At 48.3% G+C, this 15,986-nt stretch carries 10 protein-coding genes; 6 read left to right on the top strand and 4 right to left on the bottom strand.

Annotated features, from left to right (window positions below; translation table 11 throughout):
* Positions 1 to 31 precede the first annotated feature (31 nt).
* Both IEY09_RS10335 and cysK read right to left on the bottom strand, forming a co-directional pair.
* Positions 32 to 1,108 carry a methyltransferase gene (locus IEY09_RS10335; protein ID WP_069455210.1) on the bottom strand — a complete coding sequence of 359 codons (1,077 nt, stop codon included), beginning with the start codon at positions 1,106 to 1,108 and terminating at the stop codon, positions 32 to 34.
* A 220-nt stretch (positions 1,109 to 1,328) separates the two neighbouring features.
* Positions 1,329 to 2,297: a cysteine synthase A gene (cysK, locus tag IEY09_RS10340; protein WP_011622282.1), complete on the bottom strand. Its 969-nt coding sequence runs from the start codon at positions 2,295 to 2,297 to the stop codon at positions 1,329 to 1,331.
* 246 nt (positions 2,298 to 2,543) lie between these two features.
* Here cysK and IEY09_RS10345 point away from each other — a divergent pair, with 246 nt between their 5' ends.
* The 3 genes from IEY09_RS10345 (at position 2,544) to IEY09_RS10355 (ending at position 5,576) form a co-directional block, all read left to right on the top strand.
* Positions 2,544 to 3,836 carry an RDD family protein gene (locus IEY09_RS10345; protein ID WP_188870964.1) on the top strand — a complete coding sequence of 431 codons (1,293 nt, stop codon included), beginning with the start codon at positions 2,544 to 2,546 and terminating at the stop codon, positions 3,834 to 3,836.
* Positions 3,833 to 4,954 carry a beta-ketoacyl-ACP synthase III gene (locus IEY09_RS10350; protein ID WP_069455208.1) on the top strand — a complete coding sequence of 374 codons (1,122 nt, stop codon included), beginning with the start codon at positions 3,833 to 3,835 and terminating at the stop codon, positions 4,952 to 4,954. The genes IEY09_RS10345 and IEY09_RS10350 overlap by 4 nt, the downstream gene beginning before the upstream one ends.
* Before the next feature lie 172 nt (positions 4,955 to 5,126).
* Positions 5,127 to 5,576 carry a hypothetical protein gene (locus tag IEY09_RS10355; RefSeq protein ID WP_069455207.1) on the top strand — a complete coding sequence of 150 codons (450 nt, stop codon included), beginning with the start codon at positions 5,127 to 5,129 and terminating at the stop codon, positions 5,574 to 5,576.
* Positions 5,577 to 5,635: 59 nt separating this feature from the next.
* Here IEY09_RS10355 and IEY09_RS10360 read toward each other — a convergent pair whose 3' ends face one another.
* Both IEY09_RS10360 and cysZ read right to left on the bottom strand, forming a co-directional pair.
* Positions 5,636 to 7,996 (bottom strand): carbohydrate binding family 9 domain-containing protein, encoded by a 2,361-nt coding sequence (locus tag IEY09_RS10360; protein WP_188870983.1) that lies wholly within the window; start codon positions 7,994 to 7,996, stop codon positions 5,636 to 5,638.
* Between the two features lie 186 nt (positions 7,997 to 8,182).
* Positions 8,183 to 8,962 carry a sulfate transporter CysZ gene (gene cysZ / locus IEY09_RS10365; RefSeq protein WP_037426752.1) on the bottom strand — a complete coding sequence of 260 codons (780 nt, stop codon included), beginning with the start codon at positions 8,960 to 8,962 and terminating at the stop codon, positions 8,183 to 8,185.
* 240 nt (positions 8,963 to 9,202) lie between these two features.
* On the opposite strand from cysZ, the gene smc reads away from it, so the two are divergent.
* From smc to ligA, 3 genes are all read left to right on the top strand, one after another.
* Positions 9,203 to 12,631 carry a chromosome segregation protein SMC gene (smc, locus tag IEY09_RS10370; protein ID WP_188870966.1) on the top strand — a complete coding sequence of 1,143 codons (3,429 nt, stop codon included), beginning with the start codon at positions 9,203 to 9,205 and terminating at the stop codon, positions 12,629 to 12,631.
* 26 nt (positions 12,632 to 12,657) lie between these two features.
* Complete coding sequence (zipA, locus tag IEY09_RS10375) at positions 12,658 to 13,698, top strand: cell division protein ZipA (RefSeq protein ID WP_140906623.1); 1,041 nt, start codon at positions 12,658 to 12,660, stop codon at positions 13,696 to 13,698.
* 98 nt (positions 13,699 to 13,796) lie between these two features.
* Positions 13,797 to 15,866, top strand: coding sequence for an NAD-dependent DNA ligase LigA (gene ligA, locus IEY09_RS10380; RefSeq protein ID WP_188870968.1), 2,070 nt, complete (start codon positions 13,797 to 13,799; stop codon positions 15,864 to 15,866).
* Positions 15,867 to 15,986 lie beyond the last annotated feature (120 nt).

A 15,986-nucleotide genomic window follows, 5' to 3' on the forward strand; every position in this document is an offset into this window, starting at 1 on the left:
TAATTTTACTCATTGATTCAGTTTTTATTAACTAGCAAGGTTTTCGTTTACAACGAAGCAAAGTATGCCCAAGCCCAATATTGTCAGTATCCTCATCGACATATAAACCTGCTTGATGCAGCAAGGCCATCAAGTCCTTAGAGTGGTACATTCGACTATTGCCATTGGCCATTGCGGTGAAGTACAAGCTCGTGGCGTTAACACAATAGGCCGAGGCGGCAGAAGGCTGTCTATCCCAGAAGGTTTCGACAATAAACAACTGACTATTGGCTGTCATCGCATTTGCGGTGCGTTGCAAAATGCTTAAGATTTGCGCCTTAGAGAAGCAGTCAAGAAACTGACTCATCCAATAGGTATCAGCACCTTCAATAAAAGGGCGCGACTCATCGAGTAAGTCGGTGGCAAAGGTATGGACTCTATCGGTAACGCCATGTTTTGCAGCATTTTCTTTGGCAATGGCTAATTGCCCTGGAAAGTCCATCAGGGTCACTTCAACCTTAGGATCGAATTTGCAGCAGCTTAGAGCCCACTTTCCGGTGTTACCACCAATATCGACTAAGTGTTTTGGACTATGGGCAAAGACTAAGGGTAAAAGCTGCGGAAAAGCATGATCAGAATAATAATGATCAAATGCAAACCAACTCTCTTTTGCGGCGTGAGGCAGATCTTTCAATGCGGGATAGATAGTTTGCCAGTCACCAAATACACTCAGCCCCGCGGGTTTACCAGTGAGTAGCGCCTTATCCAGCGTAAATAATCCCTGATAACATACATCCTGCACAAAGTTGAGGTTGATTGCTGCCATATCATCATGCAGTAAAAAATGACCTGTTTTATCGAGAACATAGGCGTCTTCGTTAAGCCACACCAGCCCCATGCTTAGTCCCATATCCAATAACACCCCAAGGGCGTATTCACTCAACAGGTTAGTTTGGGCTAATTTCGCTAAGGTCACCCCTTGCTCACCAGCCTTATCAATAGTGGCTAGCACTTCAAATTTGAGTAAACAATGCGCGACCTGAAAACTCACGGGTCCAAAGGCAATTTTCTGTGCCTCAAACTTAGCATCAAAGGCGCTTAACGCTTTTGGATTTTGGTAGAAAGACATAAAAGACTGACGTTAATCTTGGAGAGGGCTATTTATAGCGGACTGAATTGTTAAAGCTAGCATTGCACGGAAAAACTATGAACTGTGTCCAATTTCACCAATAAATCAGGCTCTTGATAGAAACAATATTCGTTCGAAAGAGATATGCATGGCAAGAATTAACTGGCAGGCATAAAAATACCCAGACGGAGCTGGGTATCTTTATCAACAAGCGATGAGATTACTGAATATTTTCTTCGTCGCCAAATTGGCCTTGGAACAGTACAGACGATAAGTAACGCTCTGCAGCTGAAGGTAGGATAACCACAATGTTTTTATCCGCAAACTCTGGCAGAGCCGCGATGCGGTTCGCCGCAACCACAGCAGCACCAGAAGAAATACCGACTAAAATGCCTTCTTCTTGCATTAAGCGGCGCGCCATGTCGATGGCTTCATCGTTGGTGACGGTTTCTACGCGATCGATCAACTCAAGATCTAAGTTGCCAGGGATAAAACCTGCGCCAATACCTTGAATTTTGTGTGGACCCGGTTGCACAGGTAATCCCGCCAGAGTCTGGGTGATAACTGGCGAGTCAGCGGGCTCTACCGCAACAGAAGTAATGGCTTTGCCTGCGACTTTTTTCAGGTAACGGCTCACGCCAGTGATGGTACCACCTGTACCCACGCCCGCAACAAACACATCCACAGCACCATCGGTATCGTTCCAGATCTCTGGACCTGTGGTTTTTTCGTGGATTTCAGGGTTTGCAGGGTTATTAAACTGCTGCAGCATAATGTATTTTTCAGGCGCTGATTGACGGATTTCTTCCGCTTTATCGATAGCACCTTTCATGCCTTTTGCGCCTTCGGTCAGCACTAGGTTTGCACCTAAGGCTTTAAGCAGTTTACGACGCTCTAGGCTCATAGTGTTTGGCATAGTTAATGTCAGCTTGTAACCACGGGCGGCCGCCACATAGGCTAAGGCAATCCCAGTGTTACCTGAGGTAGGCTCAATCAGTTCGTGATCTTTGGTGAGCAGGCCTTTTTTCTCGGCATCCCAAATCATATTGGCACCGATACGGCATTTGACACTGAAACTTGGATTACGTGCTTCGACCTTTGCCAGCACTTTACCTTGGCTTACGCGGTTTAAACGCACTAACGGGGTGTTGCCAATAGTATATGAATTGTCTTCGAAAATTTTGCTCATGGATTGCTTGCTCCTATGTTTGCACTACTGAATCATAATCACCTGTGGCGCATTTAGAAGTGATTGTTTGTTCTTCTTTATTCGATTTGGTTATTAAAGGTAATTCTGTTATTTCGCAAAGCCGGATTGGCACTGACGTTAACTGTGTTAACCTCTTGCTAACATCAATAAAAATAACCTGTAAATCAGAATAACCACTTGATGTGTCACTTATAAAACTTCTATCGGAATCGGATTGCTACCCACATGAAGCAACAACAAACGGACTTGGGCAAAGATCCAAGAACTATGGTCACCCCTAAGGCATTCACTATTGCCGAATCGGTACTTTACACCCCATTAGCGACGCCATTTAAGCGTGCGCTGGCGATGTTAATCGATGGTTTATTTATCACTATTTTAGCCGAACAAATGGATTGGCTGTTTGTTCTGCTGGTGGTGGGGATTATTTATATTGAAAAACGTAGCCGCCAGTTTGGCCGCTTTCTCAAATGGGGCCTCTATGCCGCCATGCTAGGGTTAATGCTCTTTAGCTCGGCGGGGAATTTGTGGGATTTGCATCAATCCAATCAATCCACCCGCGACAAGGTCTCCGCGCCCCAGGATAGTAAGACTGTTGTTAAGGCGATTCCTGGCCTTGTCTCCCTCGGACTCTGTGAAAATACGGATTGTGCCCGTGAACAAATCCGTTCTTTGCAACAGACGCTCGAAACTCAGACGCTGGAAAATGTACCCATTGAGGGCATGTCGGCACCTGAGCGCCGCGATATGGTATTAGATACTTTAGCTAGCACGGATTTATCCGAGGCTGATAAAACGCAGTTACGTGATGAAATCATGGCGGGCACTCTCTGGCCCGAGGTGAAAGTGTTTGAAGTCACTCTCGATTCAGCCACGGATTCAACAACACCATCACAATCACCAAAGCCAAGTCATTTGCTTGATGACAAGCTTGAACGTAGGGCGAACCCAGTGTCTGAACCACAAGCCGATGGATTAGCTAACGCGCATACCGATAAACAAGCCGCAGATGAAGATCTTAATTCCGTGCGTCAAACGGAAAGTAACAACACCGAAAACGCCGATGAGGAGGAAAGTGATACCCGCAGTGTGCTGGCGTGGATTAAAGGCTTTATGAGCGATATGGGCTTAGGGTTTGGTTGGGCGGCATTTTACTTTACCGTGTTTACCGCCAAATTTGATGGTCAGACCTTAGGTAAAAAACTATTAGGTATTCGCGTTATTCAACTTGATGGCGCTAAAATCAGCCTTTGGACCGCTTTTGGCCGTTATGGTGGCTATGCGGCGGGCTTTACGACAGGCTTACTTGGCTTTATCCAGATTTTTTGGGATGCCAATCGGCAGGGGATCCAAGATAAAATATCTTCCACAGTCGTGATAGACTTAGCGCAAATGCATAAAAAGCAACAATTAGAGCAGCAACAGGCGCAGGCTGAACACGCATTAGCCGCCGTGCCAACACAGAATAATGCGACGTCTGCTCACCTTACAACAAGCACCCGTTCGGAGCACCTATGAAACAGGTCGTTATTTCTGGCAGCGGTTTATTTACGCCGCCACACAGTATTTCAAATGAAGCTTTGGTGGAGAGCTTCAACGCCTATGTCGATATGTTTAACCTTGAAAATGCTGGATTAATTGAGCAGGGCCATGTCGCGCCGCTGTCTTATTCTTCCAGTGAGTTTATCGAGAAAGCCTCGGGCATCAAGCACAGATATGTGATGGTTAAAGACGGTATTCTCGATCCTGAAATCATGATGCCGCTTATCCCTGAGCGCAGCAGTGACGAGTTATCCATGCAGGCCGAAATTGGGGTTGAGGCGGCATTGATGGCACTGAAACAAGCGGACGTGAAGGCCGAGCAAATCGATTTAGTGATTGTTGCCTGTGCTTATACGCAGCGCGCTTACCCGGCGATGGCGATTGAAATCCAGCGGGCACTCGGTACCCGTGGCTATGGTTACGATATGCAGGTTGCCTGTTCTTCGGCCACCTTTGCCATTGTGGCCGCTGCCAATGCGATTGCGACGGGCTCGGCTTCACGGGTGTTAGTGATTAATCCCGAAATTTGTTCGGCGCAAGTGAATTACCGTGACCGTGACAGTCACTTTATCTTCGGGGATGTCGCGACCGCTATGGTGCTTGAAGAGCAAAGCCTAGTGGCCGCGAGTAAAGGCTTTAACATTGTTTCAAGCCGTTGTTTTACCGACTACTCGAACAATATTCGCAGTAATTTTGGCTTTCTCAATCGCTGCGATCCAAGTTCGGCGCATCAGGCAGATAAGCTATTCCACCAACAAGGACGCAAAGTCTTTAAAGAACTGTTGCCGATGATTTATCAGCATTTAGATGAGCATCTGGCCGAGCAATCCCTCACGCCGCAGTCCTTTAAGCGTTTGTGGTTGCATCAAGCCAACATCAATATGAACCTGTTTGTGGTGAAAAAACTGCTAGGGGATGAGGTGACGCCCGATCAGGCGCCCGTGGTGCTCGATGAGTATGCCAATACCGCTTCCGCCGGGTCTGTGATTGCTTTCCATAAATATTCCGCTGACTTTAATGCGGGCGATTTAGGGCTATTAAGCTCTTTTGGTGCGGGTTACTCCATCGGTAGTGTGATTTTGCAAAAACGCTAAATCGACAAAAGCCCCATTGCCAGCAATGGGGCTTTTGCTTTTATATCAGCACATTGGTTAAACGGCTTGATGCCGTACCTTAACCGAAAATGCCTTTAATCAGTACTAGACCGTTTGCAGTCTTGATAGCACTTTCTTTATAGCCTCAATTCAGATACCAGAGCCAATAACGATGACGCTTTTTTATCCCGATTCGGATATTCCGTTCCATCCCAATCCTGGCTGGTTTCTTGGCGCCTTTAATTGTTATGACCGCGAGGAAACGCTCGGGGAAATACTCAATCGCTACGATCCTTTAGATCCCGCGCAGCTGCAAGCGCTGTACGATGCTTATGTATTTGATGAGTTTGGTGAACAGTTGGGATTTACCTCCGTCCACAGGGTCGCGATGGCGACGAATTTAATCGCTGCGCTGAGCGAGACAAAGCATGATTTTGCCGCCTATTTAGCGATTCATGAGAGCGAGGAGGAATGGTGTTTTCCTTCAGCGTGGGCATTCCCGCGGCCACGCTATCCCTTTGAACAGGCGTATCTTGCGCTGCTGCGGCATTGGAGCGCAGATCTCACCGCAATGGGGATTGCGCTTCCCAGCCCAAGCTTATTGGGTATCCATGAGTCTTAGTTAGAATCCCGATTTAAGCCCACAAGCCTTGTTGTGGGCTTTATGCTAAACCTTTCAGCCTAGAGCAACCAGGCGTAGCTTAGCTTCATAAAATAGGTCTTCTCGTCCCGAGTGAGCCGCGTGAGTTCATCATCCGAGGTTAAACTGTCGGAATAGCCCAAATAGAACACGCTCTGGGGATTGAGTTTGTAGCCGTAGAGGATTTCATTGCCTAAGTGCGCCGCTTCGCTATCGGGCGACGAATACAAATACTGCGTAAGATTACGCTCGATTTGGGTGTAAATGCTCGATAGGCGAATAAAGCTGTGCAGACTCAGTTGCCAGTGTAGGCGCACATCCGAAAGGTTTGCGGTAAAGAGTTTATCCTGCTCGACCTCCATATGTTGATAAAGATGAGAAATCTCCACCGATAAACCGTTGGCGATTTTCCAGTTCAATATTGGATTGATTAAGGTCTTTGTGCCTAATCTATCATTGAGAAAATCAATCTCATCGCCGTAATGGATCTCCAGCTCAAGGCTGAGGGCTGAAATCGGCGTAATGGCTCCGTAAAGCCAGCCTTGAGTTTCCTCATATTGATTGCTGTTACCTATTACGGCGAGTTGCGCTGTATTATGGCGTGGTCCGACCCGCTCACGGGTTTCTACCCCAAAGGACAATTCACTTTGTAGTGCGCCATACATTTCCCAAAAGATCTCAAATTCTTGCTCGAGCTGTTCTCCCGCTTGATTGTGGGTGATATCCCAGTCACCGCCAAATTTTATCTTGTTAAACACCACTTGCGGATACCAAATTAAGCCACCGCCAGCCATAAAGGTGCGATAGTCAATTTTCTCTACAAAGCCCAAATCGGCACGAAAATGAGGGGAAACATCGTGATATTCGCTGTAGGCAAACCAATCGCGGGCATTGTGTTCATAGGTAAGTTGATACAAGGCGCCACTAAAATCTTCATCTGATTGGCTACGTAATACTTGTTCATTCACTTGGCATAGGCCAAATTCACAGTTTAAGGGTGTTTGACCGCAGAGTAGCCCTTCTGTGAGTTCTCCCTCCACATTGCCACAAAATTGTTGGTACAGGGCTGTGGGGTAACGTGTCTGGGAATGGGCGACCTGAGCAGTAAGTATATCTTGCTCAGTAGGCTGGTATTTGGCATCTAAACTTATCACATAATTGTGGTAATCATTATTATCATCGGTTTGTGCAGCAAATTCAGTCAGTTGATTGTCGGCACTGCTCTTTGCCGTGATAAGACCCCCAAAGGAAAAGGTTTTATCCATATCGAAGCGGTAACGCGCAGCCAGATTGAGGCTTTCCTCTGTTAATGAGGCGACCTCAGAACTTAAATTACCCGGCATTAAAAAGGTGGCTTGACTGTCATTGGCGGCCAGCAGTGCCCAGGTGTGTTGCTCGGTTTGGCTGGTGAGTTTGAGTCCGTAATCCGGTGATACGATATTGCGGGTATGTAGCAGATTCACTTGGGTATCGAAGTAGTCTTTATTATCGAGGAAGAAGGGGCGTTTTTCGTCGTAAAACAATGCGAAAGTACTGTTAATATCGAGCTGACCCGCATCGGATTCGACTTGAGAGAAATCGGGGTTAATGGTTGCATTCAACAAGGTGCGGGCATTCATTCCCCAGCGTAAATCAAACCCCGGTTCATAGTCCGTATCTGTTTGCCAACCATGTGCAGTTTTATGTTCATTGCGAGTTGCTACAAAAGCGGGAGTAATTTGCAGATCTTGCCCTTGCTTGGCGGAGGCTAAGCCCGTGGCGACGCCGAGCTGACAGAGCTGGCAACTGATGTTGCGGTCAATTTTATGGGTGGAGAGACGATGGTTTTCATTACGTGGATAGTAGCGAATAAGCTCAAATCCCCAGTCTTGAATGGGCTTTTTATCGTCAAAGTTGAATAGCCGTAATGGCAGTTCGACTTCCACCTGATAGCCATCTGCGGTGATTTTACCGGCGGTTTTCCAAATGCCATCCCACGCTTCGCTCTCTTCGCCCGTGAGTTCATTCTCTATCGAGTCTAGTTGCACGCCCAGCGGGTTGATAAAAAACTGATAGGCCAAGCGTGCGTTATTGAGGGTATCGAGTTTGATCCCCACCAGATCATCACCCCAGAGATTATCCCTGTCCTTGAGAGTGGCACGAATGCGTTGAGGCTGACTGTCTTTGGCGATAAAGGCCACAAATAGGCTGGTTTGGGTGGCGTAGATTCTGGCCTCGGTATAAACCGGAGCGGCAGTGTTTTCTCCGGGCTGAGTCTCATAGCGTAACTCGGCCAGCGCCGCCTGCTGCCACACTGCCTCATCAAATTCACCATCAATCTCGGCGGTATCCGTTAAGGTTGGAATCGTTAACTGAAATTGGCTAACTGAGCCGGCCTGACTCGGTAAGCTCAGAAACATCATGCTCGATAGCAGAAAGGGGAGAAACGTCTTCAACAACTGGGCCCAAAATAATCCGTAAATTACGCGCAGTGTGCCAGAAGTTTTGAGTTAACAAGAATGAGTAATTGTTACAAGGATTGTATTTAAATTGGATTGAGTTAGAGCCAAAGCGCACTGGATGGCATGCATCCAGTGCGATAAGGAGGATTATTCAGGTGCGACCACAGGATTACGGTAGGCTTCACGGTACTTATCGACCCACATGGCGGTGGCGCCACAAATAGCCACAGGCATCACAATAAAGTTCACCACAGGGATCATCGAAAACAGTGTCACTGTTGCGCCAAAGCTGAAACTGGTGCCGCGGGTTTGATTCAGTGCAAAGCGCATATCCTTGAAGCTCACCTTGTGGTTATCGAAGGGATAGTCGCAGTATTGAATCGCCATCATCCAAGCGCTGAATAAAAACCACAGAATAGGCGCCAAGGTTTGCCCGACCATTGGCACTAAAAATAGCAGTAAAAATACCAATGCACGGGGCAGATAGTATTTCAGCTTGATCCATTCACGGCCAAGAATGCGCGGTAAGTCTTTGACTAAGTCCATGCCTGAACCGGTATGCATGGGTTTGCCGGTTAATAGTTGTTCAACCTTTTCGGCCAGTAAGCCATTAAAAGGCGCGGCTAGCCAGTTCATCACTGAGCTAAACACAAAGGCTAGCATCACCAACATAGTGACAACCGCCAGTGGCCAGAGCAGAAAGTTAAGCCAGCTTAAATACTCAGGCAGTTGGGCATTCATCCAAGTAAAGAGCAGATCGAGCTGACCGACAGCCACATAAATTACGGCGGCAAAAAGTAACAGGTTAATCATTAAAGGAATAAATACAAAAGTACGAAGACCTTTACGTGTGATCAAACCAAAGCCATCGAGAAAATAATTCACACCACTTTTAGCCTGTGAGGGCGAGGGAAATTTCTGTGTCATATCGTCATTCCAAAAAGTTGAGATACAGCGCGGGAGACAGATAACTGCGATTGTGATCAACTCGTCGCGAGATGACAAGCTAAAAGCCGCATGAATTCAATAAAAAGCGTTACAAAATGCAGCTTGCTTTGCTAAAGTTGGCCTCAGAATTCTATGACACGACTCGGGCTAATATTGGCCTGCACCGATATCTGCCATCGCCCTGATGGCTTTTTAAACTGAGACGCGCTAACTGGCACTATGAGATTAAAACAAATAAAACTTGCCGGCTTTAAGTCGTTTGTCGATCCCACCAAAATTCCGTTTTTACAGGCATTAAGCGCCATTATTGGCCCTAATGGCTGCGGTAAATCGAACGTGATTGACGCCGTGCGTTGGGTGCTTGGCGAAAGCTCGGCCAAACATTTGCGCGGCGACTCCATGAGTGACGTGATTTTTAACGGCTCCAGCGCCCGTAAACCAGTATCAGTGGCGGGCGTTGAACTGGTGTTTGAAAATAAAGAGGGCCGCCTTGCGGGCCAATATGCCAGTTATGAAGAAATCTCGGTCAAGCGTCAGGTGAGCCGTGACGGTGAATCTTGGTATTTTCTCAACGGCCAAAAGTGTCGCCGCAAAGACATCACCGATCTATTTATGGGCACCGGGCTTGGACCGCGCAGCTATGCCATTATCGAACAGGGCACGATTTCACGTTTAATCGAATCTAAACCCCAAGACTTACGTACTTTTATCGAAGAGGCAGCGGGGATTTCTCGCTATAAAGAACGGCGGCGTGAAACGGAAAATCGTATTCGTCACACCCGTGAAAACTTAGAGCGTTTAGGGGATATTCGCAGTGAGTTAGCTAAACAACTGGAAAAGCTCAGTCAGCAGGCTAAAGCCGCAACACAATATCGCGAGCTAAAGCAGGCTGAGCGTAAAACCCATGCTGAATTGCTGGTGATGCGCTACCAAGAGCTGCAAAGCCAGATGGCGAGTTTATCGGAGCAGATTAGCTCGCTTGAGCTGCAACAAGCGGCAGCGCAATCCTTAGCGCAAACGAGTGAGTTAGAAAGCACTGAGCTGCAAGTTACGCTTTCACAGTTAGCCGAGCAAGAGCAGCAGGCGGTCGAAGCCTATTATCTAACGGGTACTGAAATCGCAAAGCTTGAGCAACAGTTGCAGAGCCAAAAGCAGCGCGACGCCCAGCTACATACTCAGCTCGAGCAATTGAGCGAGCAAATCACCCAAAACCAAGCCAAATTAGCCGCTTATCAAGCTAGTTTTCAAGCGCTTGAGCTAGAGCTTAGCCAACTTGCGCCGCAACATGAGTTGCAGCAAGAAATGCTCGATGAGCTGCAAGCCCAGTGGGAGATGAGTGTTTCGCGCAGTGAGGCGCAAAGTGAAAGCGCCAGAGTGCTGGCGGCAGCCGCCGCTCAGCATAAGCTGCAATTAGAGTTACACCGCAGCAAACTGGCGCATCAGCAGCAAATAAATGCCCATAAAACCCAGTTACACCAAGAACAACAGCAAGAGTTAGCCTCACTCAATGAGCATGCCCTTGAAGATAACAGCGCATCACTCAATGACGAGATTACCCAGTTAGAGCAAGCATTAGCTGAACAAGTTGAAATTAATCAAGAGTTTGAATCCACTCTGGCTATCGATACTCACGCGTTAGATGTTGCGCGAGGTGAGTTTGAGCAGTTATCGCAGCGTTTAACTTCGATGCGGGCGCGCTTCGAACTGGTTGAACAATGGCTGGCAAAACAAGAAGAGTTAAGTGATAAGCCGCAGCTGTGGCAAAGCATTCAAGTGGAAAACGGCTGGGAAGCCGCGGCAGAGCTGGCGCTGCAGGGATTAATGACGCTGCCCGTGGGCGTTGACGCCAATGAGATAGGGTTTTATGCCGATGCTGCCTTGGCGGCGGATGCGCATCTCGATGGTTCTCCCATCTTAGGGACAAAATTGAACCTTGCCCCTTGGCTTAAGGGACTTAAATGGGCCGATAATCTGGCCAGCGCACAAGCACAAGTGGCGAGCTTGGCGGCCGATGAGCGAATTGTGACCGCTGATGGTTATATGCTTGGCAAAGGTTTTTTGATTGCCAAACAAGACAATAGCCAATCGTTAGTGCAACTGAGTAAAGAACAAACTCAATTAAGCGAAGCGATTAATGAGTGTGAGCAGGCGCGGGTAATACAGCAGTCAAAGCTCGATGCGTTGGCGCAGCAATTAACCCAAGTGCGTGACAGCTTAAGCCAAGGTATCAAACGCTTACACCAATTACAGCTCGATAAAGCCACCAAATCTACCCAGCTTAATAACGCAGAGGCCCAGGCCAAGCAGCGCGAAGTTAAACGGGGACAACTAGCAGAAACCGTTGCGCGAACGCGCAATGAGTTAGCCGAGCTGGCTGAGCAGTTAATGCTGCTTTCGGAACAAGAGGATGAATTGGCGGAGGCGCTAGCGTTAAGCCTTGAGAAACAGCAACAACAAAGCCTTGAAGCCCAAGGGGATTTAGCCCGTCACCAAGCGCTAAAGGCACAAATTAGCGATGCCGAGCGCCGCTTAGCGAGCCTCAATGCCAGTCTGCAATCGGTCACCACTCGGATGGCGGTGAGTACAGAACAAATTGAATTACAGCGGGTCCGTGTCAGTGAATTAGTCCACTCACAGGAAACACTGTCAGCCCAGCTTGCCAGTGTTGTCGCACAGCAGGGTGATCAGCAAACGGCAAAGCTGAGTGAACAACTGGCGCAGCTACTCAATCAGCAACAGAGTCAGCAACAGGCACTTAAAACGCTCAGGGCACAACAAAGTTCGCTCACTGAAACGCTAAACAGTATAGGATTAAAGCAAAAACAAGAGCTTGGTAAGCTTGAGGGCTTGACTCAAAGCCTCAGCACGTTAAAGTTACGTCGTGAGGGATTAAAAGGGCAGGCTGACAGCCAGTTGGCAGCCCTGGCGGAACAGCAAATTGTGCTTGCTCAGGTGATTGATTCGCTGCCTAGCGATGGTCAGCCAGATAAGTGGCAGCGTGATTTGGATCAGATCCGGCAAAAAATTATCCGTTTAGGTGCGATAAACCTCGCGGCGATCGAAGAATTTGAGCAACAAAGTGAGCGAAAATCCTATTTGGATCATCAAGATGAAGATCTTAATAAAGGGCTTGCAACACTAGAAGAAGCCATTCGTAAAATCGATAAGGAGACCCGCACCCGCTTTAAAGCCACATTTGATGCGGTCAACGAGGATTTAGGGCGATTGTTCCCCAAGGTGTTTGGTGGCGGGCGTGCCTACCTTGCGCTAACGGAAGACGATTTATTAGAAACGGGCGTGACCATCATGGCCCAGCCGCCAGGTAAGAAGAACAGCACAATCCATCTTCTTTCCGGTGGTGAAAAAGCCCTAACGGCTTTATCATTGGTATTCGCGATTTTCAGGTTGAATCCAGCTCCCTTCTGTATGTTAGACGAAGTGGATGCGCCCTTAGACGATGCCAACGTAGAACGTTTCTGCCGATTATTGAAGGAGATGTCGCAGAGCGTACAGTTTATCTATATCAGCCATAACAAAATTACGATGGAGATGGCTGATCAACTTATCGGTGTGACTATGCATGAGCCGGGTGTATCCCGTATAGTCGCAGTAGATTTAGAGCAAGCGGTGGCGATGGCCGACGCGTGATAACTAGAAGAAAGACAGGGTAACCAATGGAAGATTTGCAACTAGTTTTGTTCGTTTTAGGCGCCATAGCCATAGTTGCTGTGCTGGTGCATGGATTTTGGTCTATCAGAAGACAACAGCCTAAGTCATTGAAAGATAGTCCGATGGGCAATTTCTATAAAAAGCAGGCAGAGCGTGGCGAGGCTGCCCCCAAGCGTATCGATGCCGATGGTTTCGACGCCGATGGTATTGGCGCCGTCAGAGTTCGTAAAGCGAATGAAGCTCATACCCCAGAGGCACCTGCGTTTAACCCTTATTTAAAGCAAGAAGCCAAAGTACAACCGCAACCAGTGGAACCCGTTCAAGTTGAACCTAAACCACTGTTTAAGCAAGAACCAAGCATGGCGCAGCCCGACTTTAATTTGCAATCACCGAGTGTGAAAGAGCAACACCGCGGCCCTAAAGCATCGCGCCAAGAGCCAGTATTGCAAAGCCATACAGCGCATTTAAATCAAGCTCACGTTGGCCAATCCCATGCGGCGATAGTGGCGCAAAAGGCGGCTGAAGAGCAACGTTCCCAAGTGCAAATGCCTACCCAAACCGCGTTGTTTGATGATGAAGAGGCGTATGAAGAAGAGCAACCTAAAGCCGTTGAACAGGCCGATGATGATTTAGGTGAACCACGTGATGTACTCGTACTGCACGTGGTGGCGAAAGAAGGCCAGCAACTTAATGGTGCCGAATTATTACCTTGCTTTTTAACCCTTAATTTTAAATATGGCGATATGAATATTTTCCATCGTCATGTGGATAATGCCGGTAATGGTAAGGTGTTGTTCTCCATTGCTAATATGGTAAAACCTGGTGTTTTTGACCCAGACAATATGGAGCAATTCAGCACCCAAGGCGTCGTATTCTTTATGACTTTACCTTGCTACGGTGATGCGCTAATGAATTTCTCTATCATGCTTAACTCGGCGCGCCAATTGGCGGATGATATCGACGCGGTTGTGCTCGATGGTCAGCGTCAACCTTGGGGCGAGTTTACTAAGCAAGATTATTTACACCGCATTCGCGCAAACGCTTAATGCACCGCCGCGAGACCGCGGTGATGGACAGATGGGGCCGCTAAATGCGGCCTCATTTTTTGCAACTTTTTGATGCTTAAGAATTCTGGATAATGAATATGCAAGACATTCAACTCGATAAACGCCTATCTGAACTGCTTTCACAAGCTGTTACGTCGGAAAATGCGCAGCCATTGATGCAGGCGCTCTGCCAATCTCTGAATGAACACAATATTCGTTACTATGTCGACGATGCGCCAAGCATTACTGACTCAGAATACGACAGATTAATGCAGCGGCTGAAACAGCTTGAGGCCGAGTATCCTCAGTTTGTTGCTGCCGATTCGCCTACCCAAAGAGTGGGCGGCATGGCGCTGGCAAAGTTTGAACAAATTACTCACCTTAAACCTATGTTAAGTCTTGATAATGCCTTCGATGAGGCGGACTTTAGTGCATTTCATAAGCGTGTCAGCGACAGAGTGGGGCAAGTGAGTTTTTGCTGTGAGCCTAAGCTCGATGGTCTAGCGGTGAGTATTTTGTATCGCAATGGGGTGCTTGAGCGCGCCGCGACCCGGGGCGATGGCACTGTGGGCGAAGATATTACCGAAAACGTTAAAACCATTAAGTCGATTCCGCTCAAACTGCGTGGTGACAACTATCCCGAATTGGTTGAAGTGCGCGGCGAAGCCTTTATGCCCAAGGCGGCATTTGAGGCGCTAAATGAGCGTGCACGCTTAAAGGATGAAAAACTGTTTGTGAATCCGCGTAATGCGGCAGCGGGCAGCTTACGTCAGCTCGACAGTAAAATTACCGCGTCACGGGCGCTGTCTTTTTATGCCTACGCCTTAGGTGTGGTGGAGCCGACTTCCCACGAGTTAGCTAAGACGCATTACGAGCAATTACAGCAACTTAAATCTTGGGGGCTACCAGTCAGTAGCGAGATTAAAGTCTGCGACGAACTCAGCCAAGTGTTTGCCTACTATCAAGATATATTGACTCGCCGCAGCGATTTACCCTTTGAGATCGATGGCGTGGTGATGAAGGTGAACGATATCGCCCAGCAGCAAACCTTAGGGTTTGTGGCTAAATCACCCCGTTGGGCGATTGCCTATAAGTTCCCCGCGCAGGAAGAAATGACCCTACTCGAAGGCGTAGATTTTCAAGTGGGCCGCACTGGCGCGGTGACTCCAGTTGCGCGCCTAAAACCTGTGTTCGTTGGCGGCGTGACCGTATCGAACGCCACTTTGCACAATGCCGATGAAATCGAGCGTTTAGGTGTGATGATGGGCGACACCGTGATTATCCGCCGCGCCGGCGATGTGATCCCGCAAATTGTGGCCATAGTGCCAGAGCGTCGCCCTGAAGATGCTAAGGCGATTGCCTTCCCGCAACATTGCCCCGTTTGCGGCAGTTTGGTTGAGCGATTAGAAGGTGAGGCCGTTGCCCGTTGTAGCGGCGGCTTATTCTGTGAGGCCCAGCGTAAAGAGGCGATCAAACATTTTGCCTCCCGTAAGGCATTAGATATCGACGGCATGGGCGATAAAATCGTCGAGCAGTTGATTGATAAGGAGTTGGTTCAAAGCCCGGCGGACTTATTTAAACTCACCGCCTCTATGATGACCATGCTCGACCGTATGGGAATGAAGTCTGCCACCAATCTCGCGCTGGCGATTGAAGCGGCTAAAACCACGACTTTGCCTCGTTTCCTCTATGCCTTAGGCATTCGAGAGGTGGGGGAGGCCACAGCGGCGAACCTTGCGACTCACTTTGGTAGTCTAGAGGCACTGCGCGTAGCTACCATTGAGCAACTCATTCAAGTTGAAGATATTGGTGAAGTGGTTGCCCAGCACGTAGCGCATTTCTTTGCTCAGCCCCATAACCTAGAGGTGATCGATGCTTTGATTGCGGCTGGTGTCAACTGGCCTGCGATTGCAGCGCCAAGTGCCGATGAACAACCATTGAAGGGGCAGACTTGGGTGTTAACGGGTACCTTAAATCAACTCAACCGTAACGATGCTAAGGCGCAGTTACAGGCCTTAGGCGCCAAAGTCGCGGGCAGTGTGTCGAAAAATACCGATTGCTTAGTGGCGGGTGAAGCTGCAGGCTCCAAGCTTGCCAAAGCGCAGGAGCTAGGCGTGAAGGTGATTGGCGAAGACGAATTGCTCGCGCTGCTCGCTGCCAATACCTAAGTTTGATTTGATGAGTAAAACGCCTTGCTTAGCAAGGCGTTTTTGTTGAGGGTTCATCTTGATTGGGCGCGGTTTTCTGGCGGAGCCATGATAAACTTGATCTATCAGCGGATTGCACCG

The sequence above is a fragment of the Shewanella xiamenensis genome, assembly GCF_014647135.1.
Lineage (GTDB): Bacteria > Pseudomonadota > Gammaproteobacteria > Enterobacterales > Shewanellaceae > Shewanella > Shewanella xiamenensis.